This is a genomic window from Streptomyces sp. NPDC060194, assembly GCF_042728285.1.
GTDB lineage: Bacteria > Actinomycetota > Actinomycetes > Streptomycetales > Streptomycetaceae > Streptomyces.
The window spans coordinates 1-25,413 of sequence record NZ_JBHWZH010000089.1 but is presented as its reverse complement, the minus strand read 5'-3'; the positions used below and the strand labels follow the sequence as shown (position 1 = coordinate 25,413).

Here is a 25,413-nt window from a genome sequence, read left to right as displayed (position 1 = left end):
ACTCCATTTAGCCTCAACCCCCGCCCACTGGGCGGGGGTTGAGGCATTTCCGCGTTCGAAAACAGATGGCGGCCCCGTGATGCGCGGCCTAGCCTGGCGGCCGATCCGACACACCGGAGGCCCCGTGCTCCTGCGTCCCGCCGTCGAGTCCGAACTCGACGTGTTCCTGCCCCTGATCGTGACCGACCCCGTCAGTCCCGCCATGTCCCCCGCGAACTACCGCGCGAAGCTCGCCACGGGGGAGTACCGTCCCGAGTGGACCTGGCTCGCGGAGGAGGACGACGGCCGGGTGGTCGCCGTCGCCGTGTGGTGGGGGCCTTCCGCGGCGCAGGAGCCGGGCGCGCTGGACGGGGTGTTCGTCGCGGACTCGGTCGGGGTGGGCGAGCAACGGGTCGCCGTGGCCGCCGAGTTGTTGAGGACGGCGCACGACGCCTTCGCGAAGGCGGGGCAGAAGTCGCCGCCGGCGTTCCACATCTTCCTGCCGGGCGACTGGCGGGACCGGCCCGAGGTCGGGGCCGAGCTGGGCTGGCGCAGGGAGGCCGCCGAACGGGTCGGTCTCACCGCCGAGCTGGAGCGGCTCCGGTACGAGTGGACGGCGGATGCCGGTCTGCCGGCCGCGTCGCCACGGCTGCGGTTCCGGCCCGAGACGGACGACGAGGTGTTCGTCGACCTGTTCCGGCAGGTCCTCGACGGGTCGCTCGACGCCGGTTCGCTCCAGGAGGCGGAGGAGCTGGGCGCCGAGGCGTACGCGCGGGCGGACGTGGCCTTCTACCGGGACGACATGCTCGGCGAGCGCGACTGGTGGCGCGTCGCGGAGGACGCGGCCACCGGCGAGGTCGTCGGGTTCGGCCTCCCGTCCCGCAACCCCGGCTTCCCGGTGGTCGGCTACCTCGGGGTGCTGCCGGCGGCCCGTGGGCGGGGGCACGTGACCGGGATACTCGCCGAGATCACCCGCGTCCTCGCCGAGGAGGCCGGCGCGGAGACGGTCCGGGCGGACACCGACCTCGCCAACGTGCCCATGGCCCGGGCCTTCGAGCACGTCGGCTATCGCAACTTCGCGCGCCGCCTGGTGCTCTCCGCGCCCTGAGCCGAGCGCCGCGGCGCAGTCCTCGACCCGTTGGACCCGCAACCCGCGGCGCCGCTCAACCCCGCCCCACGTAGGGCATGTTCGTCGCCATGACGGTGGCGAACTGGACGTTCGCGCCGGGCGGCAGTTCGGCCATGTGCCGGACCGTGCGGGCGACGTCGTGGACGTCCATGACGGGCTCGGCGAAGTCGGCGGTCATGTCGGTGGCGGCGTTGCCGACGTCGATCTGGCCGCAGGCGATGCCGTAGGGGCGGCCGTCGAGGGAGAGGGACTTCGTCAGGCCGGTGACGGCGTGCTTGGTCGCCGTGTAGGCGATGGAGTGCGGGCGGGGGGAGTGGGCGGAGATCGAGCCGTTGTTGATGATCCGGCCGCCCTGCGGGCGCTGGTCCTTCATGCGGCGGAAGGCTGCCTGGGCGCAGAGGAAGGAGCCGGTGAGGTTGACGTCGACGACGGACCGCCAGGCGTCGTAGGGCAGGTCCTCGACCGGGACGCCGCGCGGGCCGAAGCTGCCGGCGTTGTTGAACAGCAGGTCCAGGCGGCCGAAGCGGTCGTCGGCGGCGGCGAACAGGGCGTCGACGCGGGCGGGGTCGCTCACGTCGGCGGTGACCGTCAGGCAGTCCGCGGCGAGGGTGGCGGCCGTCTCGTCGAGCGGTGCGGCGCGGCGGCCGGCGAGGACGAGCGACCAGCCGGTGCGGGCGAGCTCCTGGGCGACCGCGCGGCCGATGCCCGAGCCGGCGCCGGTGACGAGGGCGACCCGCGGGGCCGTGGGGGTTCCGGTGTCCTGGTTCATGGGGCCGTAGCGTAGGCACGGCCGGGCGGGCGGATGGTCACCCGTCCGTCATGTGGTTGTTGTGTACACGAGAAACGGCCGATGCCTGGAGCCACTGCAATCGCGGTATGACCGATCAGACGCACGAGGCAAGCCAAGTCCGGGCCGCCGCACAGCTGTTGCGCCGCCGTCGCTTCCTGACCGTCACGGGCGCTGCCGCCGCGCTCGCCTTCGCCACGAACCTGCCGGGGGCGGGCGCCGCCCAGGCCGCCGAGCTCGACCCCCGCCGGATCGCCGACGACCCCTTCACCCTGGGCGTCGCCTCCGGAGACCCGCTGCCCACCTCCGTGCTCCTGTGGACCAGACTCGCGCCCAGACCCTTCGAGGCCGACAGCGGGCTGCCGAGGGCGCGGGTGAACGTGCGCTGGGAGGTCGCCCACGACGAGCGCTTCACGCGGATCGTCCGGCGCGGCACCGAGCCGGCGCACCCGGAGTTCCACCACAGCGTGCACGTCGAGGTCGACGGCCTGGACACCGACCGCGTCTACTACTACCGCTTCCGCGCCGGGAGTTGGATCAGCCCGACGGGCCGGACGCGGACCGCGCCCGCACGCAACGCGCGCACCTCCGAACTGCGACTGGCGGCCGTCTCCTGCCAGGCGTTCCACGACGGGTACTACACGGCCTTCGGGCACCTCGCGCAGGAGGACGTGGACGTCGTCTTCCACCTCGGCGACTATCTCTACGAGTACGCGGTCACCGCGGTGGGCGGGCAGCGGAACTACACCGACCGGCGGCTGCCCGCGCACTTCAACCGCGAGACGATCACGCTGGAGGACTACCGGCTGCGGTACGGGCTCTACAAGTCGGACCCCGACCTGCGGGCCGCGCACGCCGCGCACCCGTTCGTCGTCACCTGGGACGACCACGAGACCGAGAACAACTACGCCGACGGGACCCCCGAGAACGACGTGCCCCCGGAGGAGTTCCTGCTGCGGCGGGCCGCGGCGTACCGGGCGTACTGGGAGAACCAGCCGCTGCGCCGCCCGCAGCTGCCGTCCGGCCCGGACATGAGGCTCTACCGGCGGCTGCGGTTCGGCCGGCTCGCCCAGTTCGACATCCTCGACACCCGCCAGTACCGCTCGGACCAGGCCTACGGCGACACCGCGCACGTCCCCGGGCCGGAGAGCGAGGACCCGACGCGCACGATGACGGGGGCCGAGCAGGAGCGCTGGCTGATCGACGGCTGGCGGGCGTCCACGACGACCTGGAACGTGGTCCCGCAGCAGGTCACGTTCTCCGAGCGGCGGCTGGACCTCAACCCGGTCGCGAAGCTCAGCATGGACGCCTGGGACGGCTACCCCGCCTCGCGCGAGCGGCTGCTCGCCGGCGCGGAGTCGGCCGGGGTGGAGAACCTGATGGTGCTGACCGGGGACGTGCACGTCGCCTACGGGTTCGACATCAAGCGTGACTTCGCCGACCCGGACTCGCGGACCGTGGGCACGGAGATCGCCACCACCTCGATCAGCAGCGGCCGGGACGGCGCGGAGCGGCCCGCCACCTGGGACACCTACACCCGGGCAAACCCGCACCTGAAGTTCTACGACGGCCGCCGGGGGTACGTCACCGTCACCCTGGGCGCGCAGCAGGCGCGGGCCGACTACCGGGTGGTGCCGGTGGTGACGACGCCGGGGTCCGGGATCTCCACCGCCGCGTCCTTCGTCACCGCGGTGGGGGACCACGGGCTGCGCCCGGCGTGACGGGGAGCCGGCCGTGGTGACCGGGTCCGTCGGGCGGGTGCCGCCCGACGGACCCGTGCGGCGGGGGTCACTCGCCGGGGTAGCGCACCCCGATCCGCTCGCGCACGGCGTCCAGGGTGCGCATGACGGCGAGGGTGCCGTCGAGCGGGACGAGCGGGGACTCGGTGGCGCCGGCGCGCAGGCAGCGCATGACCTCGGCGGCCTCGAAGGCCAGCCCGCCGCGCGGCCCTTCGGCGGTGAACTCCTCGGAGGCGCCGGCGCGGTGCAGGACGAAGCGCTCGGGGGCGAAGAAGCCGGCGGGCACGTCGATGCGGCCCTTGGTGCCGGTGATCGTCGCAGTGGTGGCGGTCGCCGAGGTCACGGAGCACTGCAACGAGGCGTGAGCACCGCTCTCGTAGGAGAGCAGGATCCCCGTGTGGAGATCGACGCCCTCCTTCGAGAGCACCGCTCTCGCCGCGACCTCCGACGGCTCGCCGAGCAGCAGCTGGGCGAAGGCCACCGGGTACACGCCCAGGTCGAGCAGCGCGCCCCCGCCCTGCGCCGGGTCGTACAGACGGTGCGCCGGGTCGTAGGGCACCGCGATCCCGAAGTCGGCCTGCACCGAGAGGACCTCGCCGATCGCCCCGCCGCGCACCAGCTCCACCAGCCGCCGCACCAGCGGGTCGCAGTACGTCCACATCGCCTCCATCAGGAACAGCCCGCGCGAGCGGGCGAGCGCCACCAGCTCGCCCGCCTCGGCGGCGTTGAGCGTGAACGCCTTCTCGACCAGGACCGGCCGGCCGGCCTCCAGGCACAGCCCGGCCGCCGCCCGGTGCGCGGCGTGCGGGGTGGCGACGTAGACGACGTCCACGTCCGGGTCGGCGGCCAGGTCCGCCCAGCTGCCGTGGGCGCGCGGGATGTCGAAGCGGGCCGCGAAGCGCTCGGCGGAGGCCGTGGAGCGGGAGGCGACGGCGACGATCTCGGCGTCCGACAGCGCCCGCAGGTCGGTGGCGAAGGTCGCGGCGATCCCGCCGGTGGCCAGCACGCCCCAGCGGACCGGCCGTGCGGGCGCGGCCCCGCCGTCGCCCGCCGTCGTGCCGCGTGTGCCGGTGATCTCGCTCATGCCCGCCCCAAAACCGTGTTGACCATGTGTTGACGCCTGAGAGCATAGGGACGCCGACGACAACTCATGGAGCGAACCCGAATGCCGGACAGCGGCCCCCCGTCCACCCGCGACCACATGACGAAGACCCCCGCCGCCCCGCCCGCCGCCCCCGCGCTCGCCGCACAGCGCCGCGCCGGTCTCCTCGTCACCCTCGTCCTCGGCGGGCTGACCGCGCTGCCGCCGCTGTCCATGGACATGTACCTGCCGGCGCTGCCGCAGGTGACCGACGCGCTCTCCGCGCCCGCCGCGACGATCCAGCTCACCCTCACCGCGTGCCTGGCCGGGATGGCGCTCGGCCAGCTCGTCGTCGGCCCGATGAGCGACCGCTGGGGGCGCAGGCGCCCGCTGCTCGCCGGGATGGTGCTCTACGTCCTCGCCACCGCCGTCTGCGCCTTCGCGCCCAGCGCCGAACTCCTCATCGGCTTCCGGCTGGTGCAGGGACTCGCCGGGTCGGCCGGCATCGTCATCGCCCGCGCGGTCGTGCGCGACCTGTACGACGGTGACGAGATGGCGCGGTTCTTCTCCACCCTGATGCTGATCTCCGGGGTCGCGCCCGTCGTCGCGCCGCTCATCGGCGGTCAGATCCTCCAGGTGACCGACTGGCGGGGGGTGTTCGTCGTCCTCACCGGCATCGGTGTGCTGCTCACGCTGGTCGTCTGGCGGTTCCTCGGCGAGACCCTGCCGGCCGAGCTGCGGCACCCGGGCGGGGTGGCGCACGCGCTGCGCACCATGCGCGGGCTGCTCGCCGACCGGGTCTTCGCCGGCTACACCTTCGCCGGCGGCTTCGCGTTCGCCGCGCTCTTCGCCTACATCAGCGCCTCGCCCTTCGTCGTGCAGGACCTGTACGGGGCCTCGCCGCAGACGTTCTCGCTGCTCTTCGGGATCAACTCGGTCGGCCTGATCGCGGCCGGGCAGATCAACGGCCGGCTGCTCGTCGGCCGGGTCAGTCTCGACACCGTGCTCGGGGTCGGACTCGGCCTGATCACCCTCGCGGCCACCGCGCTGCTGCTGATGACGAGCGGGGTGTTCGGCGAGGTCGGGCTCGTGCCCGTCGCCGCGGGCCTGTTCGTGCTGATGTCGTCGATGGGCCTCACCCTGCCGAACGCCAACACCCAGGCGCTGATGCGGACTCCGCACGCCGCCGGGTCCGCGTCCGCGCTGCTCGGCACCTCGTCGTTCCTCGTCGGGGCCGTCGCCTCCCCGCTGGTCGGGATCGCGGGGGAGGAGACCGCGGTGCCGATGGCCGTCGTGCAGCTCGGCTGCGCGCTGATCGCCGTGGGCTGCTACGCCGGTCTGTGCCGGCCGTGGCGGCGGGCCGGGGTCCGCGCCGGGCAGGCCGGCTGAGCGTCCCGGCGGCGGGACGGGCGGCGGGGCGAACGTAGGATTCCGGGGTGAACGCCCCCCTCTCCGACACCCTCCGCTCCTCGCTCGCCGGGCTCCTCGACGGGCTGCCGCCGAAGCAGGCCGCCGCCGCGGTCGAGCGGCTCATCGCCAGCTACCGGGGCACGCCCGGCACCGACGCGCCCGTGCTGCGCGACCGCTCCGACGTCGCCGCGTACGCGGCCTACCGGATGCCCGCGACCTTCGAGGCCGTCCGGGCCGCGCTGGCCGCGCTCGCCGACGCGGTGCCCGGGTTCACGCCCGGCAGCCACGTCGACGTCGGCGGGGGGACGGGCGCGGCGACCTGGGCGGCGCGGGACGTGTGGGACGCGGCGCGCGGGACGGTCGTCCTCGACTGGGCGGAGGCGGCGCTCGGGCTGGGGCGGGAGCTCGCGGACGGCGTCCTCGCGGACGTCACGTGGCGGCGCGGGGTCATCGGGGCGGGGATGGCGCTGCCGGACGCGGACCTGGTGACCGTCTCGTACGTGCTGAACGAGCTGACGCCCGCGGCGCGGGACGCGGTCGTCGCGGAGGCGGCCCGTGCCGGGCGGGCCGTGGTGATCGTGGAGCCGGGGACGCCGGCGGGGTACGAGCGGATGCTGTCCGCGCGGGACGTGCTGGTGTCCTCCGGGTTCGTCGTGGCGGCGCCCTGTCCGCACAGTTCGTCGTGCCCGATCGTGCCGGGGTCCGACTGGTGCCACTTCGCGGCGCGGGTGAGCCGGTCGTCGCTGCACCGGCAGGTGAAGGGGGGTGCGCTGGCCTACGAGGACGAGAAGTTCGCCTACGTCGCCGCGGTGCGGGATGTCGCCGTCGAGCGGGAGGGGGCGCGGGTGGTGCGGCACCCGCGGATCCGCAAGGGGCAGGTGCTGCTCGACCTGTGCGGGGAGGACGGGCTGCGGTCGGAGACGGTCACCAAGCGGCACGGCGACCGCTACCGCGACGCACGCGACGCCGAGTGGGGCGACGTCTGGCCTCCGGCCGGGTGATTCCCCACCCCGCCCCTTCCCGAATCCCTCGCCGGGCGGCTTTGCGGCTTCGCCGCGTACACGGCCTGCGGCCGCGTGGCCTCAAACGCCGGCCGGGCTGATTTTTTCGCCGCGCCGGGCGAGAAGCGCGTGCCGCGCCGGGCTGAAGGAGCAGGCCCCTCGGCGTACGCGAGACGGTGCGTCTCTTCGGGGTGTTAGATTCGCGGCATGCCGACCAAGAACGCCCCTGACGCCTCCCGCCGCAGTGACCGGTCGCGGCGGGCCATCTACGCCGCCGCGTTGGAGCTCATCGGGGAGGTCGGGTACGCGCGGACGACGATCGAGGGGATCGCGGCGCGGGCGGGGGTGGGGAAGCAGACGATCTATCGGTGGTGGCCGTCGAAGGGGGCCGTGCTGATGGAGGCGTTCATCGACCTCGGCGAGCAGGCCGCGGGGGAGGGGGCGTACGAGCTGCCGGACACCGGGGATCTGGAGGCGGATCTCAAGGAGGTCCTGCGGGCGACGGTGGACGAGATGAACAGTCCGGCGTACGACCTGCCGGCGCGGGCGCTCGCGGCGGAGGGGGTGGTGAACCCGGTCCTTGGCGCGGAGTTCGTGGCGAGGCTGCTCGAACCGAGCCTGCAGCTGTACGTGGACCGGTTGCGGAAGGCGCAGGCGAGGGGGGACGTGCCCGACGACATCGACCCGCGGATCGCGCTGGAACTGCTGGTGGGACCGCTCGCGCACCGGTGGCTGCTGCGGACGCTGCCGCTGACGCACGCGTACGCGGACCGGGTCGTGGAGTACGCGCTGCGCGGCATCGGGGGCGGCGGCCGGGCGGGGTGAGGCCGGTCACCCGGGGGCCCCGGGATGGGGACTGCGGCCACCGGGCGCGTCGGATGGTGGCACCATGGAGCGATCGGAGCGTGGTTAAGGGGATCAATGGGCGCGGAGAACGATCGCCGGTCGGGTCGGACGAGCAGGCTTCAGCAGTGGCTGCGCCGACGACCGGGGAGCGCGGAAGCGGAACCGGACGGGGCCGCGCGCGAGCGGCTGCTGCTCGCCGCCGCGGACGCCGGGCTGCCGTTGTCACCCGCCGCGCACCCGCTCGGCTACCGATGTTCGTGCGACCGCGTCGGCTGCCCCACGCCCGCCCGGCACCCGGTGTCGTTCGCCTGGCAGACGCAGGCCACGACGGACCGCGCGCAGGTCGAGCGCTGGGCGCGCCACCAGCCGCTGGCGAACTTCGTCACGGCGACCGGTCTCGTCCACGACGTGCTCGACGTGCCGCGCGAGGCCGGGCTGAGCGCGCTGGAGCGGCTGGTCGAGGCGGGCATCGACGTCGGCCCGGTGGCCGAGTCCGGTCCTGACCGGCTGCTCTTCTTCACGGCGACCCGCGGGACGCCGGAGGAGGAGGACGAGTGGTGGCCGTGCGAGCTGGACTGCCATCCCGAGACCATGGACGAGCACCCGGGCCTGCGCTGGCACTGCCGGGGCTCCTACGTGCTCGTGCCGCCGGCCGTCCTCCCCGGCGAGGAGCACGTGAGCTGGCTGCGCGGCCCGGAGCACCCGCTGCCGGACCCGCTGAGCCTGCTGGAGATCCTCACCGAGGCGTGCGCGGAGTACGCGGGCGGCGACGACGCGGCGGCCGCGGACTACGCACCGCACGCCTGGCCCGTCGGACGCTAGGGGCGCACACCTCCTCGGGGCCTGTCAGCCGCCCCGTGCGCCCGTCAGCCCCTGCAGGCGGGCGACGACGTCGACCGGGCCGCCGCCGGCCGGCGGCACCAGGGCCGCCTGGCCGGAGACCTGCTCCAGGGTGACCGACGTCCTCGCCGCCCCGCCGGTCAGCAGCGACCGCACCTCGGGCTGGATCCGCAGCGGGACGCCGGGCGCGGCCGTCTGCTTCTCGTAGTGGCGGCTGCTGAAGAACACCAGGGCCCCGCCGTCCTCGGTGCGCAGCCCCAGCGGGGCGTAGGAGGCGTCGGTGAGCGGCTGGTCGGCGTACTGGGTGGTGCGGCCGGGCCGCCGGGCGGTCCGCTCGCGCAGCGCGCGCCACTCCGATGTGTGGCTCCCGGTGGCGAACGGGCCCCGGCCGTCGCGCAGATAGGCCGCGTACCGCTCGCTCAGCGACGCCGGCCTGGCGGCGAGGCCCCCGCCGTCGGGGGCGACGGGCTCGGCGCGGCCGCTGGAGGTGCGGAAGGCCGGTACCTCGTCCGGGGTGAGCACGGCGAGGTACGTCACCTCCCACAGCTGGTCGGCGCCGCCCCGGGTGAAGACGAGCAGCCACCGGTTGTCCAGGCGCGGGTCGCCGTCCCGGTCGCGGTTGCTGTCGGTGTCGGCGAGGAAGAACTTGGGCCAGCCGGCCTGGGCGGGGACGGTGAACCGCGCGTCGGTGAGCGCGAGCGGGGAGTGGCGGGGGTTGCCGCCCGGGCTCGCGGCCCGCTTCGCCCTGAGCCCGGCCTGGTTGATCGCGCCGAGCGGCCCGGTGACCCGGCCGGCGTCGAGCGCCGGGTCGAAGGCGCGGTCCGCCGCGTTGTACGCCTCGGTGAACGCGGCCAGCGCCTCGGCCGCCTCGGCCTCGGTCGTCGCGGGGACCACCGCTCGCTCGCCGTGGACGGTCACGCAGCCGCCCGCCGTCACCGCCGCCGTCAGGCACAGGGCGGCCGCCCGTACCGCCCGCAGCCGTCCCACCCTGCCCACCGGCTCCTCCGCTCGAACTCCCGTGCCGCGCCCTGCCGTTCGGTCCCGACCCTATCGGGGTGCGGGGCGCACGGGCACGCCGGTCGCGAGGCGGGTCAGGGCGTCGACGGGCCGGCGCCGGACGCGGCCGGGGCGTCCGACGCCGTGGACCTCGGCCGGCGGGCGCCCGGCCCGTCCGGAGCCGCCGCGTCCCGTGCTTCAATGCCCGGATGAGCACGATCGACGTCCTGCGGGTGTTCTGCGACCCGCGCCTCGGCCAAGGCAACGCGCTCGGGGTCGTGCGCGACGCCCGGCCGTACCCGACCACGGAGTCCCGTCGAGCGCTGGCGGCGCGGCTCGGGTTCAGCGAGACGGTGTTCGTCGACGATCCCGAGCGCGGCGTCGTCGACATCTTCACGCCCAGCGGACGGCTGCCGTTCGCGGGACACCCCTGCGTCGGCGCGGCCTGGCTGCTCGACGTGCCCGAACTCAGCACGCGGGCAGGCTATGTGACGGCCCGTCAGGACGGCGAGTTCTCGTGGATCGAGGCCCGCGCGCAGTGGGCGCCCCCGCGTGAGCTGCGGCGGTTCGGGTCCGCCGCGGAGGTCGACGCGCTGCCCGCGCCGCCGCCCGGCGAGGGCTGGCTGTACGCGTGGGCGTGGGAGGACGAGGCGGCGGGCCGGGTGCGGGCGCGCGCATTCCCGCGCCGCGGGGACGGGATCATCGAGGACGAGGCGACGGGCGCGGCCGCGATCCTGCTCACGGACGCACTGGGCCGCGCCCTCAACATCCGCCAGGGGCGCGGCTCCCAGATCCTCACCGCGCCCGGTCCCGACGGCCTGATCGAGATCGGCGGGCGGGTGGTGCTGAGCCGCACCCTCGACGGGTCCGCCCCGGCGTCCGAGCCCTCCGGCTGAGGCTCACGCGCCATGGCTCGCGGGCCGGGGCTCACGCGCTACGGCTCACGGGCCGGGGCTCACGCGCTGAGCGGGAACTCCTCGCCCAGCTCGCGGAACACGGCCCCGTTGAAGTCGAACGCGCGCTTGCACTCGCCGATGATCCGCTGCTTCTCCAGGTCGTCCGCGGCGATCCGGTCGAGCAGCTCGCGGTAGGACCGCTTGAACGCCGCCGGGTTGCCGACCTGCTCGAAGACGTAGAACCGGACCCCGTCGCCCTTCCGCGCGAAGCCCCAGGTCTGCTCCGCCTTGCCGCGGATGATCTGGCCACCGGAGAGGTCCCCCAGGTAGCGGGTGTAGTGGTGGGCGACGTACCCGGCCGGCCACGCGGCCGCGCACTCGGCGACCCGGGCGGCGTACGCGGCGGTCGCCGGCAGCGCGGACGCCGACGCGCGCCAGTCCGGGCCGCGCAGGTGCGCCAGGTCGCGCTCGATCTCCGGCACCCGGAACAGCTCCGGCTGCACGAACGGACCGGCCACCGGGTCCCCGGCCAGCGCCGCCGCCGGCTCCTCGAGCGCCCGGTAGACGAACCACAGCTGCTCCGTGTACCGCGCGTACGCCTCCACGGCGAGCGAGCCGCCGAGCAGGTCGCTCATGAACGTGGAGCTCTCGGCCTCGGTGTGCTGCTCGTGGGACGCGGTGCGGATCAGCGTCGAGAACGGGGTGGCAGCGGCGGGTGTGGCGGTACTGGCGTCCAAGGCGGACCTCCGGGGGCCGTGAGGGAAGGGAACGGGAGAGCTGCTGCCACCGGCGGATGGCAGGGGGCGGCCGTCCCCCGGATCCTCTGACTCGGGCGGCCTCGGTCAATGTGTTCCCGACGTCCTGTCGGTAAAACCCTACGCCCCGGAGGCCCTCCCGTCACGGGAGCGTCAGGATGTCCGCCCCGGTCGCCGTCACCACCAGCGTGTGCTCGAACTGCGCCGTCCGCTTCCGGTCCTTCGTGACGACCGTCCAGCCGTCCTCCCACAGGTCGTACTCGTGGGTGCCCAGCGTCAGCATCGGCTCGATCGTGAACGTCATCCCGGGCTGCATCACCGTGGTCGCCTGCGGGCTGTCGTAGTGCGGGATGATCAGCCCGGAGTGGAACGAGCTGTTGATCCCGTGGCCGGTGAAGTCCCGCACCACCCCGTAGCCGAACCGCTTGGCGTACGACTCGATGACCCGGCCGATGACGTTGACCTGCCGGCCGGGCCGCACCGCCTTGATGGCCCGGTTCAGCGCCTCCCGCGTCCGCTCCACGAGCAGCCGCGACTCCTCGTCCACGTCCCCGCAGAGGTACGTCGCGTTGTTGTCGCCGTGCACCCCGCCGACGTACGCCGTCACGTCCAGGTTCACGATGTCGCCGTCCCGCAGCACCGTGGAGTCCGGGATGCCGTGGCAGATCACCTCGTTCACCGACGTGCACAGCGACTTCGGGAAGCCCCGGTAGCCCAGCGTCGACGGGTACGCGCCGTGGTCGCACATGAACTCGTGCGCCACCCGGTCCAGTTCGTCCGTCGTCACCCCCGGCGCGATGTGCTTCGCCGCCTCCTCCATCGCCTGCGCGGCGATCCGCCCGGCCCGGCGCATCGCCTCCACCGTCTCCGGCGTTTGCACCTCCGGTCCGGTGTAAGGAGTGGGGGAGGGCTTGCCCACATACTCGGGTCGCCGGATGTTTCCGGGTACATGACGGGTGGGAGAGAGCTCCCCTGGTACGAGAAGTGACTGGCCAGACATACCGGCGAGTCTATGAGAGCGGAGACGGCAATGGCGTTGTTCAACCGGGACAAGGCGACGGGCAAGCCCGGCGAGTGGTTCTACTGCCTCCAGCACAAGAAGGTCGAAGAAGGCCCCGAATGCCCCGCCAAGGACCGCATGGGCCCCTACGCCACCCCCACGGAGGCCCAGCACGCGATGGAACGCGCGGCAGAACGCAACGAGGAGTGGGAGACGGACCCGAACTGGAACGAGCGCCGCGGCTGAGACGCGGCCGCTCGGGCACGTCCGGCAGGTGGGGCTCCGGAAACTCCACTCGCCCGGCGGGCGAAGCTCCGAAAACTCCGTTCGGCCGCCGAGCGGAGTCGAGAACTTCGCCTGGGCGGGCACGGAGGCCGAGAATTTCAGCCCGCGGGCGCAGCCCGTGCACGCGCGGCGGAGCCGCGAATCCGCGCCGCGAGGCGCAACGGCGCCCGCCGAGGGCCACGCAGCGGAGCTGCTGATCGATACGGCAGAAGGGGCGGGTGGGGGGAAATTACCGCGCCGCAGGCGCGAAATCCTCACCCGCCTCCCGCCGCCGCCTCGCGTCCTCGTCCGTGGACGCGTCATACGTCACCAACTTCGGCAGCACCGCCGCGAGCAGCGCGACGCCCACCACACACACCACCCCGCCCGACGCCACCGCCGCCCGCGTTCCCGACCACCCCGCGACCGCCCCCGCCCGCACCTGCCCCAACTGCGGCCCCACGCTGTAGGACAGCAACTCGAGCCCGGCCAGCCGCCCCCGCAGCGCGTCCGGCACCGTCTGGTTCCAGATCGTCGACCGCCCGAGCCCGCTGAGCATGTCCCCCGCCCCCGCCACCACGAGGCACGCCAGCACCGCCCACACGTTCCGGAACACCCCCGCCGCCGCGATCGCCAGGCCCCACACCCCCGCCCCGCACACCACGAGCAGCCCGTGCCGCCGCACCCGCGACGTCCACCCGCTGGTCAGACTGACCAGCACCGACCCCGCCGGGATCGCCGCGTACATCAGCCCGAGCGCCCACTCCGCACCGAGGTCCCGAGCCAGGAACGGGAAGATCGCCAGCGGGAACGCGAAGCACATCGCGACCAGGTCGACCGCGTACGTCCCCAGCAGCACCGGCCGCGACCAGGCGTACCGCGCCCCCTCCGCGATCCCCCGCAGCGACGGCCGGTCCGCGTCGTGCGCGGCCGGCGCGGGCCGCAGCCGCCGGCACATCACCAGCGACACGGCGAACCCGAGCACCGTCACGCCGTACGCCACCGGCGTCCCCGCGTACGCCACCACCACACCGGCCACCGTCGGGCCGGCCACCGACCCGACCTGCCAGCGCAACGCGTTGAGCGCCGCGGCCGCCGTCTGCTGGTCGTGCGGCACGATCCGCGCCATCAGCGAGTCCATCGCCGGCCGCTGCAGCCCGGCCACCGCGGCCACCCCGCCCGCGACCACGTACAGCGGCCACAGCAGCGGCTCGTCGAGCAGCGCGTTGGCCAGGAGCACCAGCGCGAGCAGCCCGAGCGCCGCCTCCGTCGCCAGGATCACCTTCCGCCGGTCCACCGAGTCGGCGAGCGCCCCGCCGTACAGCCCGAACACGATCAGCGGCACCAGCTCCACCGCCCCCATCGCACCGACGGCGAGCGGCGAGTCCGTCAGGTGGGCGATCTGCAGCGGCAGCGCGACCAGCGCCATCCCGGAGCCGAAGTTGACGATCAGCCCCTGGATCCACAGCAGCCGGAAGTCCGGGGCGGACCGGAGGGGGGAGAGGTCGGGCAGGATCGTGCGGAGTCTGCGCAGTGGTGTCACGAGGGGTCATGCTCATCCGGCGGGAGCCGTCGGCGCAACCGCGTTCCTCCGCGGACTCACCACCGGGCCGGCGGCGGCTGGGTGAGGGTGTCGGCGAGCCGGGACAGCCGGTCGCGCAGGGTGCGGCCGCGGGGCGCGGGGACGGTGTTCTCGCCGGTCGCCGCGCTGACGAGGTGCTGCACGGTGTCGAGGTCGACGCCCCGCGACGGGTCGACGGACAGGACGTCGTGCGCGAGCGTGTGCAGGTCCGCGCAGCCGCCGGCGTCGAGCGAGAAGACCGTCGCCCCCGACCGCCGCGCGTCGTGCACCCGCTCCAGCAGCCCGCCCCCCGGCTCGTCCGGCGCGACGACGAGGACCGTCTCGCCCCGCCGCGCCGCGGCCAGTCGCCCCAGCCCGGTCGAGAGCTGCGCGGGGTCACCCGGCCGCACCTCGTGCCGCACGAGCGTCGGCGCCAGCTCCGGCGTCCCCGACCACGCCGCCTCGTCGACGAGGTGCGCGGTCAGGTGCCACGGCTCGTAGGCCTCCGTGCCCACGAGCAGCAGCCCGCCGCCGTGCGGCACGACCGACCCCCGCAGCGCGCCCGCGAAGCGGCGGGTGGCGCCCAGCCACTCGGTCCCGGCGAGCACCTCGCGCAGCAGCGCGACCCGTACGGCGTCCATGCCCCGGCATCCTTCCGCACCGCCGCCCGGCCGGGTGGCGGTACCGGGAAGTAGGGTCGGGCCATGACTTCCACAGACAGCTCCGCCGCCCCGCAGAAGGCTCCGGCCAAGGACCCCTGGGACCTCCCCGACGTCTCCGGCCTCGTCGTCGGCGTGCTCGGCGGGACGGGTCCGCAGGGCCGCGGCCTCGCCTACCGGCTCGCCCGGGCCGGCCAGCAGGTGATCATCGGCTCCCGCGCGGCCGACCGCGCGCAGGCCGCCGCGGAGGAGATCGGCCACGGCGTCGAGGGCGCGGACAACGCCGAGTGCGCGCGCCGCGCGGACGTGGTGATCGTGGCGGTGCCGTGGGACGGCCACGCCAAGACGCTGGAGTCGCTGCGCGCGGAGCTGGCCGGGAAGCTGGTCGTCGACTGCGTGAACCCGCTGGGCTTCGACAAGAAGGGCGCCTACGCGCTCAAGCCGGAGGAGGGCAGCGCCGCCGAGCAGGCCGCCGCGCTGCTGCCGGACTCGCGGGTCGCCGCGGCCTTCCACCACCTCTCCGCCGTCCTGCTCCAGGACGAGTCGCTGGAGGAGATCGACACCGACGTGATGGTCCTCGGCGAGGAGCGCGCGGACGTCGAGATCGTCCAGGCGCTGGCCGGGAGGATCGCCGGGATGCGGGGGGTCTTCGCGGGGCGGCTCCGCAACGCGCACCAGGTCGAGTCGCTGGTCGCGAACCTGATCTCCGTCAACCGCCGCTACAAGGCCCATGCGGGCCTGCGGGTCACCGACGTCTGATCCGGGCCTCCGCGGTCCGGTTCGGGCCTCCGCGGTCCGGTTCGGGCCTGCGGTCCTCCGCGGTCCGGTCCGGGTCTCCGCCGTCCGGTCCGGGCCTTCGCCGTCCCGTGCGGCCCTCCGCACCGGACGGACCGGGGCATGGGGGACACTGTCAGGGAACGCCGCCGCCCCCGACAGGAGCCGACCCCCATGCCCCGCCTCGCCCTCTACGCCGTCGTCGTCTGTGTGCTCGCCGCGGCCGCGGCCGTCGTGTCCTTCTGGCAGGGCAGCCTGATCGGCATCGTGTGGGTGCTGATGGCGGGCCTGTCGTCGAACATGGCCTGGTACTACATCCGCCGCGACCGGATGGCCCGCTCCTCCCGCGGCTGACGCCGCCCGGTCAGTCGACGGCGCACCCCGGGTTCGCCTCCTGCCAGAACCGGTACAGGTCCTGCCCGCAGTACGTCTCCACGTCCCCGACGCCGAGTCCCCGCAGCAGCGCGTCCACCGCGTCGAAGAACACCCGGTTCACCTCCGGGATCCACAGCAGCCCGAAGACGAGGATCAGCCCGAACGGGGCGATCGGCGCGACCTGCTCCCGCACCTTCGCCGACAGCCACGGCTCGATCACCCCGTACCCGTCCAGCCCCGGGACCGGCACGAAGTTCAGGATCGCCGCGGTCACCTGCAGCAGCGCGAGGAACGCCAGCGCGTACCGGAACGCCGGCGGCACCCCGTCCAGCGCGTCCAGCCAGAACGGCGCCGTGCACACCACCGCGAACAGCACGTTCGTCAGCGGCCCCGCCGCCGAGATCAGGCTGTGCCTCCAGCGCCCCCGGATCCGGTTCCGCTCGATGAACACCGCGCCGCCGGGCAGCCCGATCCCACCCATGATCACGAACAGGACGGGCAGCACGATGCTGAGCAGCGCGTGCGTGTACTTCAACGGGTTCAGCGTCAGATAGCCCTTCGCGCCCACCGTGATGTCCCCGCCGTGCAGCGCGGTCCGCGCGTGCGCGTACTCGTGCAGGCAGAGCGACACGATCCACGCGGACGTCACGAACAGGAACACGGCGAACCCCGTGCTCGCGGAGAAGCCCGTCCAGACCGCCCACCCCGTCACCCCCATGACGGCGACGATCCCGAGGAAGACGGCGCTGATGCGGTGCTCGCCCCGGTTGCTCCGGTGGGCGGTGCTGGTCATGGGGCTCCCCGGGACGCGGGTGGGTACGGGTGGTGCCGACCGTACAGGTGTGTGCGGGGAGAACGGCCCGCGTCCGCGGAGGGTTCCGCGCCCCGCTTCCGTGCCCGCTTCCGCACGGTGACGCGGCCCTGGTGGTGTTCCGTGCCCGTCGCACCGGAGAATGATCCGCATGCGCTACCGCCTGCTCGGGACCACTCGGGCCTTCGACGCCGAGGGCGTTCCCGTCGCTCTGGGTGGGGTCCGGTTGCGTGCGCTGGTGACGGTGCTCGCGTTGCGGGGTGGGCGGACGGTGCCGGTGGGGGTGCTCGTCGACGAGGTGTGGGGGGCCGGTGCGGACGCGCCGGCGGACGCGCCGGCCGCTGTGCAGGCGCTCGTCGCGCGGGCGCGGCGGGCGCTGGGTGCGGACGCGGTGCTGCGGGAGGACGGCGGGTACCGGCTGGACGTGCGGCCGGACGACGTCGACGTGCTGCGGTTCGAGCGGCTGGTCGCGGAGGGGACGAGGGCGGCGGAGGCGGGCGAGGCGGCCGAGCTGCTCGCCGAGGCGCTCGGGCTGTGGCAGGACCCCGCGCTCGCGGACCTGCCCGACCGGCAGGCCGACGCGGCCGCTCTGGAGCACCGCCTGCTCGACGCGCGCCGCGCCCGCTGGGCGGCGGCCCTGGAGCTCGGCGAGGCGGAGGCGGCGCTGCCCGAGCTGGCCGCACTCGCCGCGGCGCACCCCTTGGACGAGCCGCTGCAGGCCCTGCGGCTGCGGGCCCTGCGGGACACCGGCCGCGGCGCGGAGGCGCTGGCGGCTTACGAGACGGTCCGCCGTACGCTCGCCGGGGAGCTGGGCGCGGACCCGGGGGCGGAACTGCGGTCGCTGCACGCGGAGTTGCTGGACGCTACTTCGGCGGATCCGTCGCCGGGGCGCGGACCGGTCCGGTCGGCGGAGGCGGGCGGGGCAGGCTCGGATGTCGGGCGTGGCGGCCCGGTCGAGCCTGCCAGGGCGACCGGGCGCTCGGCCCGTGCGGCCGGGGCGCAGGGCTCCCAGGGGGCCGCCCCCGGCCGGGCGACGGCAGACGGGCGTGTGTCGCGTGCGGGCGGGGCCGGGGGATCGCAGGGGCCGGCGGTCTCGGCGGACACGGTGCCGGACCGTGCGGCGGAAACCGGCCTCCCATCCGTCGGCGGCCTCGCGGCCGGTGCGGCCGTATCCCCGGGAGCCGGGGCCGGGCGCGGGCCGGTGCCGCAGCCGGTCGGGAATCTGCGCGGCCGGCTGACCTCGTTCGTCGGGCGGGAGGCCGACATCGACGCCATCCGCGCCGATCTGGGCCGCGCCCGGCTGGTCACCCTGCTCGGCCCCGGCGGGGCCGGCAAGACCCGGCTGTCGCAGGAGGCCGCCGAGGCCGCCGCGGCCGAGGGCGGCTGGCCGGACGGGGTCTGGCTCGCGGAACTCGCCCCGGTGGACGACCCGGCGCACGTCACCGAGGCCGTCGTGACCGCCGTACGGGCCCGCGAGACGGTCCTGCGGGGCGCGGGCGCGGAGGAGCTGCGGGCGGTGGACCGCCGCGCGGGCGACCCCCTCGAGCAACTCGTCGAGCACTGCGCGCCCCGCCGGATGCTCCTGCTGCTCGACAACTGTGAGCACGTCGTGGAGTCCGCCGCGCGCCTCGCCGAGCAGCTCCTCGCCCGCTGCCCGCAGCTCACGGTCCTGGCGACGAGCCGCGAGCCACTGGGCGTGCCGGGGGAGTGGGTGCGGCCGGTGGGACCGCTGCCCGCGGACCCGGCGCTCCGGCTCTTCGCCGAGCGCGCGGCCGCCGCCCGCCCCGGGTTCGACCCGGCCGAGGACCCGGAGGCCGCCCGGGAGATCTGCCGCCGCCTGGACGGACTTCCGCTCGCGATCGAACTCGCCGCCGCCCGGCTGCGCGTGCTGACGCCCCGGCAGATCGCGGACCGGCTCGACGACCGCTTCCGCCTGCTCACCGGCGGCTCCCGCACCGCGCTGCCGCGCCAGCAGACGCTGCGGGCGGTCGTCGACTGGTCGTGGGACCTGCTGGACGCGCCCGAACGGGCCGGCCTGCGCAAGCTGTCGGTGTTCGCCCGCGGCTGCGGCGTCGAGGCGGCGGAGGCGGTCCTCGGCCTTGACGCGCTCGACGTCCTGGGTTCCCTTGTCGACAAGTCGCTTCTGGTCGCCGCCCCCGCCGAGGACGGCGCCATGCGCTACCGGCTCCTGGAGACCGTCGCCGAGTACGCCGCCGAGCGCCTCGACGCCTCGGCCGAGCGCCCGTCCGCCGAACGCGCGCACCTGACGTACTACCGCGAACTCGCCCGCGAAACGGACGCGCTGCTGCGCGGTCCGGGCCAGACGGCCGCGATCGCGACGCTGGAGACGGAGTACGAGAACCTGCGCACGGCCCTGCGCCGCGCCGTCGCGGCCGGGGACGAGCAGGAGGTGCTCGTCCTGGTGCACGCCCTGTCCTGGTACTGGCAGATCCGCGACCTGCGCACCGAGGCCCGGCACTGGTCGCGGGCCGCGTGCGCGCTGGGCCCCGACCCGTTCGCGCCCGGGGAGCCCGCCGCCGAGCCGGTGCTCGCCCGCGCCACGGACGGCCCGCCGCCGCTGTCCGGCGAAGCGCTGCGCGAGGCCCGGCGAGGGGTGCACCTGATCGCGCTGTCCGGCATGGACCACGACCCGCTCAGCTGGTCGACCGAGGAGGCCCGGGCCCGGATGGAGCGGATCGCCGCCGCCTACCGGCCGGGGCTGCCGCAGGTCTGCCGGCCGCCGGGTTTCCTCTGGTTCTACGCGGTGATGATCAGCGGTCCGCCCGGCCGGCTGCGGGAGTTGGCCGACGCCTGCGTGGCCACCAGCCGGGAGCTCGGCTGGGACTGGGAGCTGGCCTCCGCCTACCAGCAGCGCGCCGCCCTGCTCGCGAACCGCGCGGAACTGCTGCCCACCGCGCGGTCCGACGCATCGGAGGCGCTGCGGCTGTTCGAACGGATCGGCGACGCCTGGGGGGTGGCCGAGGCGCTCTCCGCGCGGGGTGAGGCGGCCGAGCGGTCCGGGGACTACGACCAGGCCATCGCGGACTTCACCGCCGCGACCGGGTACGCCGAACGGCTCGGCGCCGAGGGCCAGGTCGTGCTGCTGCGGGTCCGGCTCGGCGGCAGCCTGATCGAGACCGGCCGCGGCGAGGAGGGCGAGGCCGTGCTGCGCAAGATCCTGGAGTCGGAGCGGCACGGACCGCAGGAGGCCTGGCCGGCCGCCCGGCTGTTCCTCGCCCAGCGCTACGGCCGCACCGGGCGCTACGCGGAGGCCCGGGAGCAACTGGCCACGCTGATGGAGGGCTTCGGCGGCGGCGTGCTGACGATCTTCGAGGGGATCGTCCTCGGCCTCCTGTCCTGGGTGGCCTACGAGGAGGGGTGCCACGAGGAGGCGCTGGAGCACTCCCGGGGCGCCCTGACCCGGGCCCGGGACCCGCTCATGGAGATGGTCGCACCGCAGGTGATCGGCGAGCAGCTGACCGGGACGGCCCGCGTCCTGAGCGCGCTCGGGCGGGTGGAGGACGCCGTCCGGCTGCTCGGGGCGGGCGACGCCCGCCTGCCCGAGGGCCATGAGCCGGTCGGCTTCGACGGGGAGATCCGTCGCCGGTGCGTCGCGGACGTCCGGGCGGCCTTCCCCGGCGACGACCGGGCGTTCGCCGCGCTCCACGCCGGGGGCGGCCGCCTCTCCCTGGACGAGGCCGCCGCCCTGGCGGGCGTACCCCTGGTCACGACTTCGTCGTGGCGCTGACCCCGGTCACGACTTCGTCGTGAACTTCCGTATCGCGACCGGCGCCATCACCACCGTGAGCACCGCCGACCACGCCACCGTCACCCACACGTCGTGCGCGACCGGCCCCCCGTTGATCAGCCCGCGGGCCGCGTCGGCGAGCGAGGAGAGCGGGTTGTAGTCGGTGAAGGCCTGGAGCCAGCCGGGCATGGTGTCCGTCGGCGCGAAGATCGACGAGCCGAACTGCAGCGGCATCAGGACCAGGAACCCCATGCCCTGGATGGCCTGCGCGTTCTTCATGGTGACGCCCATCAGCAGGAAGATCCACATGATGGACGAGCCGAAGACCAGCGCGAGGCCGATCGCGGCGAACAGCCCCGGCACCGAGCTGATGCTCAGTCCGAGCACGGAGCCCACGCTCAGCAGGATCGCGATCGCCACCAGCATCCGGACGATCTCGACCATGATCTTGGCGAGCAGGACCGACGACCGGGAGATCGGCAGCGACCGGAACCGGTCCATCACCCCGGTCTGGAAGTCCTGGTTGAACCCGGTGCCGACGCCCATCGCGATGTTCATGCCCATCATCGCCATCAGCCCGGGGACCACGTAGTTCACGTACTGGTCCTGGTTGCCGTTGCCGGAGATCGCGCCGCCGAAGACGAACACGAACAGCAGCGTGAACACGATCGGCATGAGGACGACGTCGAACATCGACTCCGGGTCCTGGCGGATCCACAGCAGGTTGCGGCGGACCAGCGCCCCGATGTGGCGCAGCGTGGCGCGCGGCCCGATCGGGCCCTCGTCCTCGCCGGGCCGGTTCGGCCGGGAGGAGCTGGTCGACGGCATGGGCGGGGTGTCAAGGGTGGCGGAGCTCATGCCGCGACCTCCTCGTACGGCGTGGACGCCGGGGCGTCGGCGGACGGGTGGGGCGTGTCGCCGGTGATCGCGAGGAACACCTCGTCGAGGCTGGGCAGGTCGGTGCCGATGTCGGCGATCCCGAAACCGCGCCCGGCGAGCAGGGCGACGACGGCGGTGAGCTGCTCGTCGCTGAGGATCGGCACGTGCAGCCTGCCCTCGGCGACGGTGCTGCCGCCGAGACCGTCGAGCCCCGCCCCGGTGACGGTGTCGGCCATCGCGGCCAGCAGGTCCGCGTCGATCGGCCGGATCTTGAGCATCCGCCCGCCGACCTTCGCCTTCAGCTCGTCGATCCGGCCGCCGGCGACGACCTTCCCCCGGTCGATGACCGTCAGCTCGTTCGCGAGCTGCTCGGCCTCCTCCATGTACTGGGTGGTGAGCAGGACGGTGACGCCCTCGCCGACCATCCGCTTGACCTCGCTCCACACCTCGTTGCGCGTGCGCGGGTCGAGGCCGGTCGTCGGTTCGTCCAGGTAGAGGACGGAGGGCTGCCCGATCATGGACGCGGCCAGGTCGAGCCGGCGGCGCATCCCGCCGGAGTAGGTGGACGCGGGCCGCTTGGCGGCGTCGGTGAGGGAGAAGCGCTCCAGCATCGCGTCCGCGCGCCGGCGGGCGTCGGACCGGGACAGGTCGAGCAGCCGGCCGATCATGTAGAGGTTCTCCCGGCCGGACAGCTTCTCGTCGACGGAGGCGTACTGGCCGGTGAGGCCTATGGCCCGGCGGGTCGCCCGCGGCTGGGCCACGACGTCCAGACCCGCGACGGTCGCGGTCCCGGCGTCCGGGACGACCAGGGTGGACAGGCAGCGCACCAGCGTCGTCTTGCCCGCCCCGTTGGGGCCGAGGACGCCGAGGACGGTGCCCTCGCGGACGGTGAGGTCGACGCCGTCCAGCGCCTTCGTGTCGCCGTAGTGCTTGACCAGGCCGCGTACCTCGACCGCGCCGGTCGGCGTGATGTCGCTTCGGTTCATGCCGAGAACGATGGCAGCGGTCACCGACAGCCCGCCGACAGCTGTGGACAACTGTTCGCCTGTGGACAACCCGACACCGACAGCGCACCGACAATCCGCCGACACCTCACCGACAGCCGCCGTCGGATCGGCCGACAGCCCGCCGACGGGGGTATCGGCGGGCTGTCGGGTGGTGCGCCACAGTGGCTCGTATCCGCAGGTCAGCGGCGTGCGACCGGAGTCGCGCGCCGCTGCCGCGGCTCAGTGGAAGGTGTGCTCCTCGGCCGGGAAGCTCCCGCCGACGACCTCGTCGGCGAACGCCTTCGCCGCGTCGCCGAGGGTCTGCCGGAGGTTCGCGTACTGCTTGGTGAAGCGCGGCACCTTGCCGCCCGTCAGCCCGACCATGTCGGTGTAGACGAGCACCTGCGCGTCCGTGCCCGCGCCCGCGCCGATGCCGACGGTCGGGATCTCCAGCGTGCGGGTGACCTCCTCGGCCAGCTCCGCCGGGACGAGTTCGAGGACGACGGCGAACGCGCCCGCGTCCTGCACCGCCTTCGCGTCCCGCAGCAGCCGGTGCCGGGCCTCCTCGCCGCGGCCCTGGACCCGGTAGCCCATCGCGTTGACCGACTGCGGGGTCAGCCCGATGTGCGCCATGACGGGGATGCCGGCCTCGACCAGCAGCCGGATCTGCTCGCTGCTGCGCTCCCCGCCCTCCAGCTTGACCGCGCCGACGCCCGCGTCCTTGACCAGCCGCGTCGCGCTGCGCAGGGCCTGGACCGGGCCCTCCTGGTACGAGCCGAAGGGCAGGTCGCCGACGATCAGCGCCCGGCCGGTGCCGCGTACGACGGCCGCCGACAGCATGGTCATCTCGTCGAGGGTGACGGGCACGGTGGTCTCGTAGCCGAGGTGGCAGTTGCCCATCGAGTCGCCGACGAGCATGACGGGGATGCCGGCCTCGTCGAAGACCGACGCGGTCATCGCGTCGTACGCCGTGAGCATGGGCCACTTCTCGCCGCGCTCCTTGGCGCGGGCGATGTCGTGGACGGTGATGCGCCTGCTGCTCTTGCCGCCGTACAGCGCGGGGGCAGCCTGAAGGGGTTGCGTCGTCATCGCAACGACTCCTGTTCGTCTTCGTCATCTCGAGGCGCCCTGACGGCGTCCCCGGACCACCTCCATGGTTGCACCTCCCGGCACGGACGGGAAAGGGGGCCGACGTCCCGTCCTGCCGGGCGTCCGCGCGCGACCGTGCCGCCGGGTAAAGACTTTCCAATACGAGACGGTCTCGTATCGAAAAGCGCGTACCGTGGAGCGCATGTCATCCCCGGACCAGATCCATCGCCGCCGCTGGGCCATCCTCGGCGTGCTCATGCTCAGCCTGCTCATCGTCGTCCTCGACAACTCGATCCTGAACGTCGCGGTCAAGACCATCGCGACCCCCGAGCCCGTCGGCCTGGGCGCCACCCAGGGCCAGCTGGAGTGGGCGATCAACGCCTACACGCTCGTCTTCGCCGGCCTCCTGTTCACCTCCGGCCTGCTCGGCGACCGGCTCGGCCGCAAGCGGGTGCTGCTCTTCGGCATGGCCGTCTTCGGCATGGGCTCCGCGCTCGCCGCGTTCTCCGGCTCGCCCGGCGAGCTCATCGCCTTCCGGGCGGTGATGGGCTTCGGCGCCGCGTTCGTGATGCCCGCCACCCTCGCCGTCCTGATGAACGTCTTCGAGCGCGAGGAGCAGCCCAAGGCCATCGGTATCTGGGCGGGCGGCGTGGGCCTGGCCATCGCGATCGGGCCGATCACCGGCGGCGTGCTCCTGGACCACTTCTGGTGGGGCTCGGTCTTCCTGATCAACGTCCCCGTCGTCATCGTCGCGCTGGTCGCGATGCTCGTCCTCGTCCCCGAGTCCCGCGACCCGCGCCCCGGCAGGCTCGACCCGGTCGGCGTGCTGCTCTCGGTCGCCGGCCTCGTCCTGCTCGTGTACGGCATCATCCGCGGCGGCGAGCTGGCCGACTTCACCGACCCGACGGTCCTCGCCTCGGCCCTCGGCGGCCTCGCGATCCTGGGTGCGTTCGTCTGGTGGGAGCTGCGGGTCGACCACCCCTCGATCGACATGCACCACTTCCGCAACAAGACCTTCACCGGGGCGATCGCCGCGGTCGCGCTGGTCTTCTTCGCGCTGATGGGCGTCACGTTCTTCTCCGTCTTCTACATGCAGAGCGTCCGCGGCTTCACCCCGCTGCAGACCGGCCTGCTGCTCCTGCCGCTGGCCGTCGCGCAGCTGCTGATCTCCTCCCGCTCGGGCAAGGTCGTCGAGCGGCTGGGCGCCCGGGTGACCTGCACGGCCGGCATGCTGCTGGTCGCCGCGGGGCTCGCCGCGTTCGCGCTCTACGGGGCGGACACGCCGATCTGGTTCATCGAGGTCGTGTTCTTCCTGCAGGGCGCCGGGATGGCGCTGATCATGCCGCCGGTCACCGTCGCCGTCATGCAGGCCCTGCCGCGCGAGAAGGCGGGCAGCGGCTCCGCGCTCAGCAACACCTTCCGGCAGGTCGGCGGGGCGCTCGGCGTCGCCGTGCTCGGCTCGCTGCTGTCGTCCTCCTACCGCGACGGGATCGCCGGCCACCTCGACGCGGTCCCGCCGGCGCTGCGCCACACGGCGGGCGAGTCCATCGAGGCCACCCGCGCGATCGCGGAGAAGCTCGGCCCGGCGGGCGAGGCGCTCACCCGCCACGCCGACGACGCCTTCCTGCACGCCATGCACCTGACCGCGCTCGGCGGCACGGCGGTCGCCCTGGTCGGCGCGCTCGTCGTCGCCCTGCTGCTCCCGGGCCGCCCCGCGGCACGGCCCGACGCCACCGACGGCGCCGCGCCGCCCGTCGGCGACCCGGTCGCCGCGGGTCGCGGCTGACCGTTCCCGCACGGCCCCCGGC

General features: G+C 74.3%; 23 protein-coding genes. 12 read left to right on the top strand and 11 right to left on the bottom strand.

The annotated features are described in order from the left end of the window. The first annotated feature begins 124 nt into the window (after nt 1-124). Nucleotides 125-1,087, top strand: coding sequence for a GNAT family N-acetyltransferase (locus tag ACFWEG_RS19520; protein ID WP_387216675.1), 963 nt, complete (start codon nt 125-127; stop codon nt 1,085-1,087). 55 nt (nt 1,088-1,142) lie between these two features. On the opposite strand, the gene ACFWEG_RS19515 is transcribed toward ACFWEG_RS19520, so the two are convergent. Beyond that, entirely contained in the window at nt 1,143-1,877 is a 735-nt protein-coding gene (locus tag ACFWEG_RS19515; protein ID WP_387216673.1) for an SDR family oxidoreductase, read from the bottom strand. A 107-nt stretch (nt 1,878-1,984) separates the two neighbouring features. Here ACFWEG_RS19515 and ACFWEG_RS19510 point away from each other — a divergent pair, with 107 nt between their 5' ends. Then, nucleotides 1,985-3,616 (top strand): alkaline phosphatase D family protein, encoded by a 1,632-nt coding sequence (locus ACFWEG_RS19510; RefSeq protein ID WP_387216671.1) that lies wholly within the window; start codon nt 1,985-1,987, stop codon nt 3,614-3,616. A 67-nt stretch (nt 3,617-3,683) separates the two neighbouring features. Here ACFWEG_RS19510 and ACFWEG_RS19505 read toward each other — a convergent pair whose 3' ends face one another. After that, nucleotides 3,684-4,718 (bottom strand): Gfo/Idh/MocA family protein, encoded by a 1,035-nt coding sequence (locus ACFWEG_RS19505; RefSeq protein ID WP_387216669.1) that lies wholly within the window; start codon nt 4,716-4,718, stop codon nt 3,684-3,686. Between the two features lie 117 nt (nt 4,719-4,835). Here ACFWEG_RS19505 and ACFWEG_RS19500 point away from each other — a divergent pair, with 117 nt between their 5' ends. From ACFWEG_RS19500 to ACFWEG_RS19485, 4 genes are all read left to right on the top strand, one after another. Next, nucleotides 4,836-6,104 (top strand): multidrug effflux MFS transporter, encoded by a 1,269-nt coding sequence (locus ACFWEG_RS19500; RefSeq protein ID WP_387216667.1) that lies wholly within the window; start codon nt 4,836-4,838, stop codon nt 6,102-6,104. Nucleotides 6,105-6,151: 47 nt separating this feature from the next. After that, complete coding sequence (locus ACFWEG_RS19495; protein ID WP_387216666.1) at nt 6,152-7,126, top strand: small ribosomal subunit Rsm22 family protein; 975 nt, start codon at nt 6,152-6,154, stop codon at nt 7,124-7,126. A gap of 207 nt (nt 7,127-7,333) precedes the next feature. After that, on the top strand, nt 7,334-7,951 hold the full coding sequence (locus ACFWEG_RS19490; RefSeq protein ID WP_387216664.1) for a TetR/AcrR family transcriptional regulator: 618 nt from the start codon (nt 7,334-7,336) through the stop codon (nt 7,949-7,951). Nucleotides 7,952-8,047: 96 nt separating this feature from the next. Continuing rightward, nucleotides 8,048-8,794 (top strand): bifunctional DNA primase/polymerase, encoded by a 747-nt coding sequence (locus ACFWEG_RS19485; RefSeq protein WP_387216662.1) that lies wholly within the window; start codon nt 8,048-8,050, stop codon nt 8,792-8,794. 24 nt (nt 8,795-8,818) lie between these two features. On the opposite strand, the gene ACFWEG_RS19480 is transcribed toward ACFWEG_RS19485, so the two are convergent. Then, the gene (locus ACFWEG_RS19480) at nt 8,819-9,766 is read right to left on the bottom strand and encodes a hypothetical protein (RefSeq protein ID WP_387216677.1); all 948 of its coding nucleotides are present in this window, start codon (nt 9,764-9,766) and stop codon (nt 8,819-8,821) included. A gap of 251 nt (nt 9,767-10,017) precedes the next feature. On the opposite strand from ACFWEG_RS19480, the gene ACFWEG_RS19475 reads away from it, so the two are divergent. Next, nucleotides 10,018-10,704, top strand: a complete 687-nt coding sequence (locus tag ACFWEG_RS19475; protein WP_387216660.1) for a PhzF family phenazine biosynthesis protein — start codon at nt 10,018-10,020, stop codon at nt 10,702-10,704. A 59-nt stretch (nt 10,705-10,763) separates the two neighbouring features. On the opposite strand, the gene ACFWEG_RS19470 is transcribed toward ACFWEG_RS19475, so the two are convergent. Continuing rightward, entirely contained in the window at nt 10,764-11,441 is a 678-nt protein-coding gene (locus ACFWEG_RS19470) for a heme oxygenase (biliverdin-producing) (RefSeq protein WP_387216658.1), read from the bottom strand. Nucleotides 11,442-11,601: 160 nt separating this feature from the next. Beyond that, nucleotides 11,602-12,459 (bottom strand): type I methionyl aminopeptidase, encoded by an 858-nt coding sequence (gene map / locus ACFWEG_RS19465; protein ID WP_387216656.1) that lies wholly within the window; start codon nt 12,457-12,459, stop codon nt 11,602-11,604. Nucleotides 12,460-12,489: 30 nt separating this feature from the next. On the opposite strand from map, the gene ACFWEG_RS19460 reads away from it, so the two are divergent. Continuing rightward, entirely contained in the window at nt 12,490-12,705 is a 216-nt protein-coding gene (locus tag ACFWEG_RS19460; RefSeq protein ID WP_387216654.1) for a hypothetical protein, read from the top strand. A gap of 268 nt (nt 12,706-12,973) precedes the next feature. Here ACFWEG_RS19460 and ACFWEG_RS19455 read toward each other — a convergent pair whose 3' ends face one another. Continuing rightward, a complete protein-coding gene (locus tag ACFWEG_RS19455) occupies nt 12,974-14,266 on the bottom strand; it encodes an MFS transporter (protein ID WP_387216652.1) in 1,293 nt (430 codons plus the stop codon). A gap of 56 nt (nt 14,267-14,322) precedes the next feature. Continuing rightward, nucleotides 14,323-14,925, bottom strand: coding sequence for a hypothetical protein (locus ACFWEG_RS19450; RefSeq protein WP_387216650.1), 603 nt, complete (start codon nt 14,923-14,925; stop codon nt 14,323-14,325). A gap of 63 nt (nt 14,926-14,988) precedes the next feature. Between ACFWEG_RS19450 and npdG the strand changes: the two genes are divergently transcribed. Further along, nucleotides 14,989-15,702 (top strand): NADPH-dependent F420 reductase, encoded by a 714-nt coding sequence (gene npdG, locus ACFWEG_RS19445; protein WP_387216648.1) that lies wholly within the window; start codon nt 14,989-14,991, stop codon nt 15,700-15,702. A gap of 138 nt (nt 15,703-15,840) precedes the next feature. Then, nucleotides 15,841-16,071, top strand: coding sequence for a hypothetical protein (locus ACFWEG_RS19440; RefSeq protein ID WP_387216646.1), 231 nt, complete (start codon nt 15,841-15,843; stop codon nt 16,069-16,071). A gap of 10 nt (nt 16,072-16,081) precedes the next feature. Here ACFWEG_RS19440 and ACFWEG_RS19435 read toward each other — a convergent pair whose 3' ends face one another. Then, nucleotides 16,082-16,885, bottom strand: a complete 804-nt coding sequence (locus ACFWEG_RS19435; RefSeq protein WP_387216644.1) for a site-2 protease family protein — start codon at nt 16,883-16,885, stop codon at nt 16,082-16,084. 169 nt (nt 16,886-17,054) lie between these two features. On the opposite strand from ACFWEG_RS19435, the gene ACFWEG_RS19430 reads away from it, so the two are divergent. Next, on the top strand, nt 17,055-20,651 hold the full coding sequence (locus ACFWEG_RS19430; RefSeq protein ID WP_387216642.1) for a BTAD domain-containing putative transcriptional regulator: 3,597 nt from the start codon (nt 17,055-17,057) through the stop codon (nt 20,649-20,651). Between the two features lie 6 nt (nt 20,652-20,657). On the opposite strand, the gene ACFWEG_RS19425 is transcribed toward ACFWEG_RS19430, so the two are convergent. The 3 genes from ACFWEG_RS19425 to panB form a co-directional block, all read right to left on the bottom strand. Then, nucleotides 20,658-21,509, bottom strand: a complete 852-nt coding sequence (locus ACFWEG_RS19425; RefSeq protein ID WP_387216640.1) for an ABC transporter permease — start codon at nt 21,507-21,509, stop codon at nt 20,658-20,660. Next, nucleotides 21,506-22,516 (bottom strand): ATP-binding cassette domain-containing protein, encoded by a 1,011-nt coding sequence (locus tag ACFWEG_RS19420; RefSeq protein ID WP_387216639.1) that lies wholly within the window; start codon nt 22,514-22,516, stop codon nt 21,506-21,508. Before ACFWEG_RS19420 ends, ACFWEG_RS19425 begins: the two co-directional genes overlap by 4 nt. 240 nt (nt 22,517-22,756) lie before the next feature. Further along, on the bottom strand, nt 22,757-23,605 hold the full coding sequence (gene panB / locus ACFWEG_RS19415) for a 3-methyl-2-oxobutanoate hydroxymethyltransferase (RefSeq protein WP_387216637.1): 849 nt from the start codon (nt 23,603-23,605) through the stop codon (nt 22,757-22,759). Between the two features lie 202 nt (nt 23,606-23,807). Here panB and ACFWEG_RS19410 point away from each other — a divergent pair, with 202 nt between their 5' ends. Then, nucleotides 23,808-25,391 carry an MFS transporter gene (locus tag ACFWEG_RS19410; protein ID WP_387216635.1) on the top strand — a complete coding sequence of 528 codons (1,584 nt, stop codon included), beginning with the start codon at nt 23,808-23,810 and terminating at the stop codon, nt 25,389-25,391. Nucleotides 25,392-25,413 lie beyond the last annotated feature (22 nt).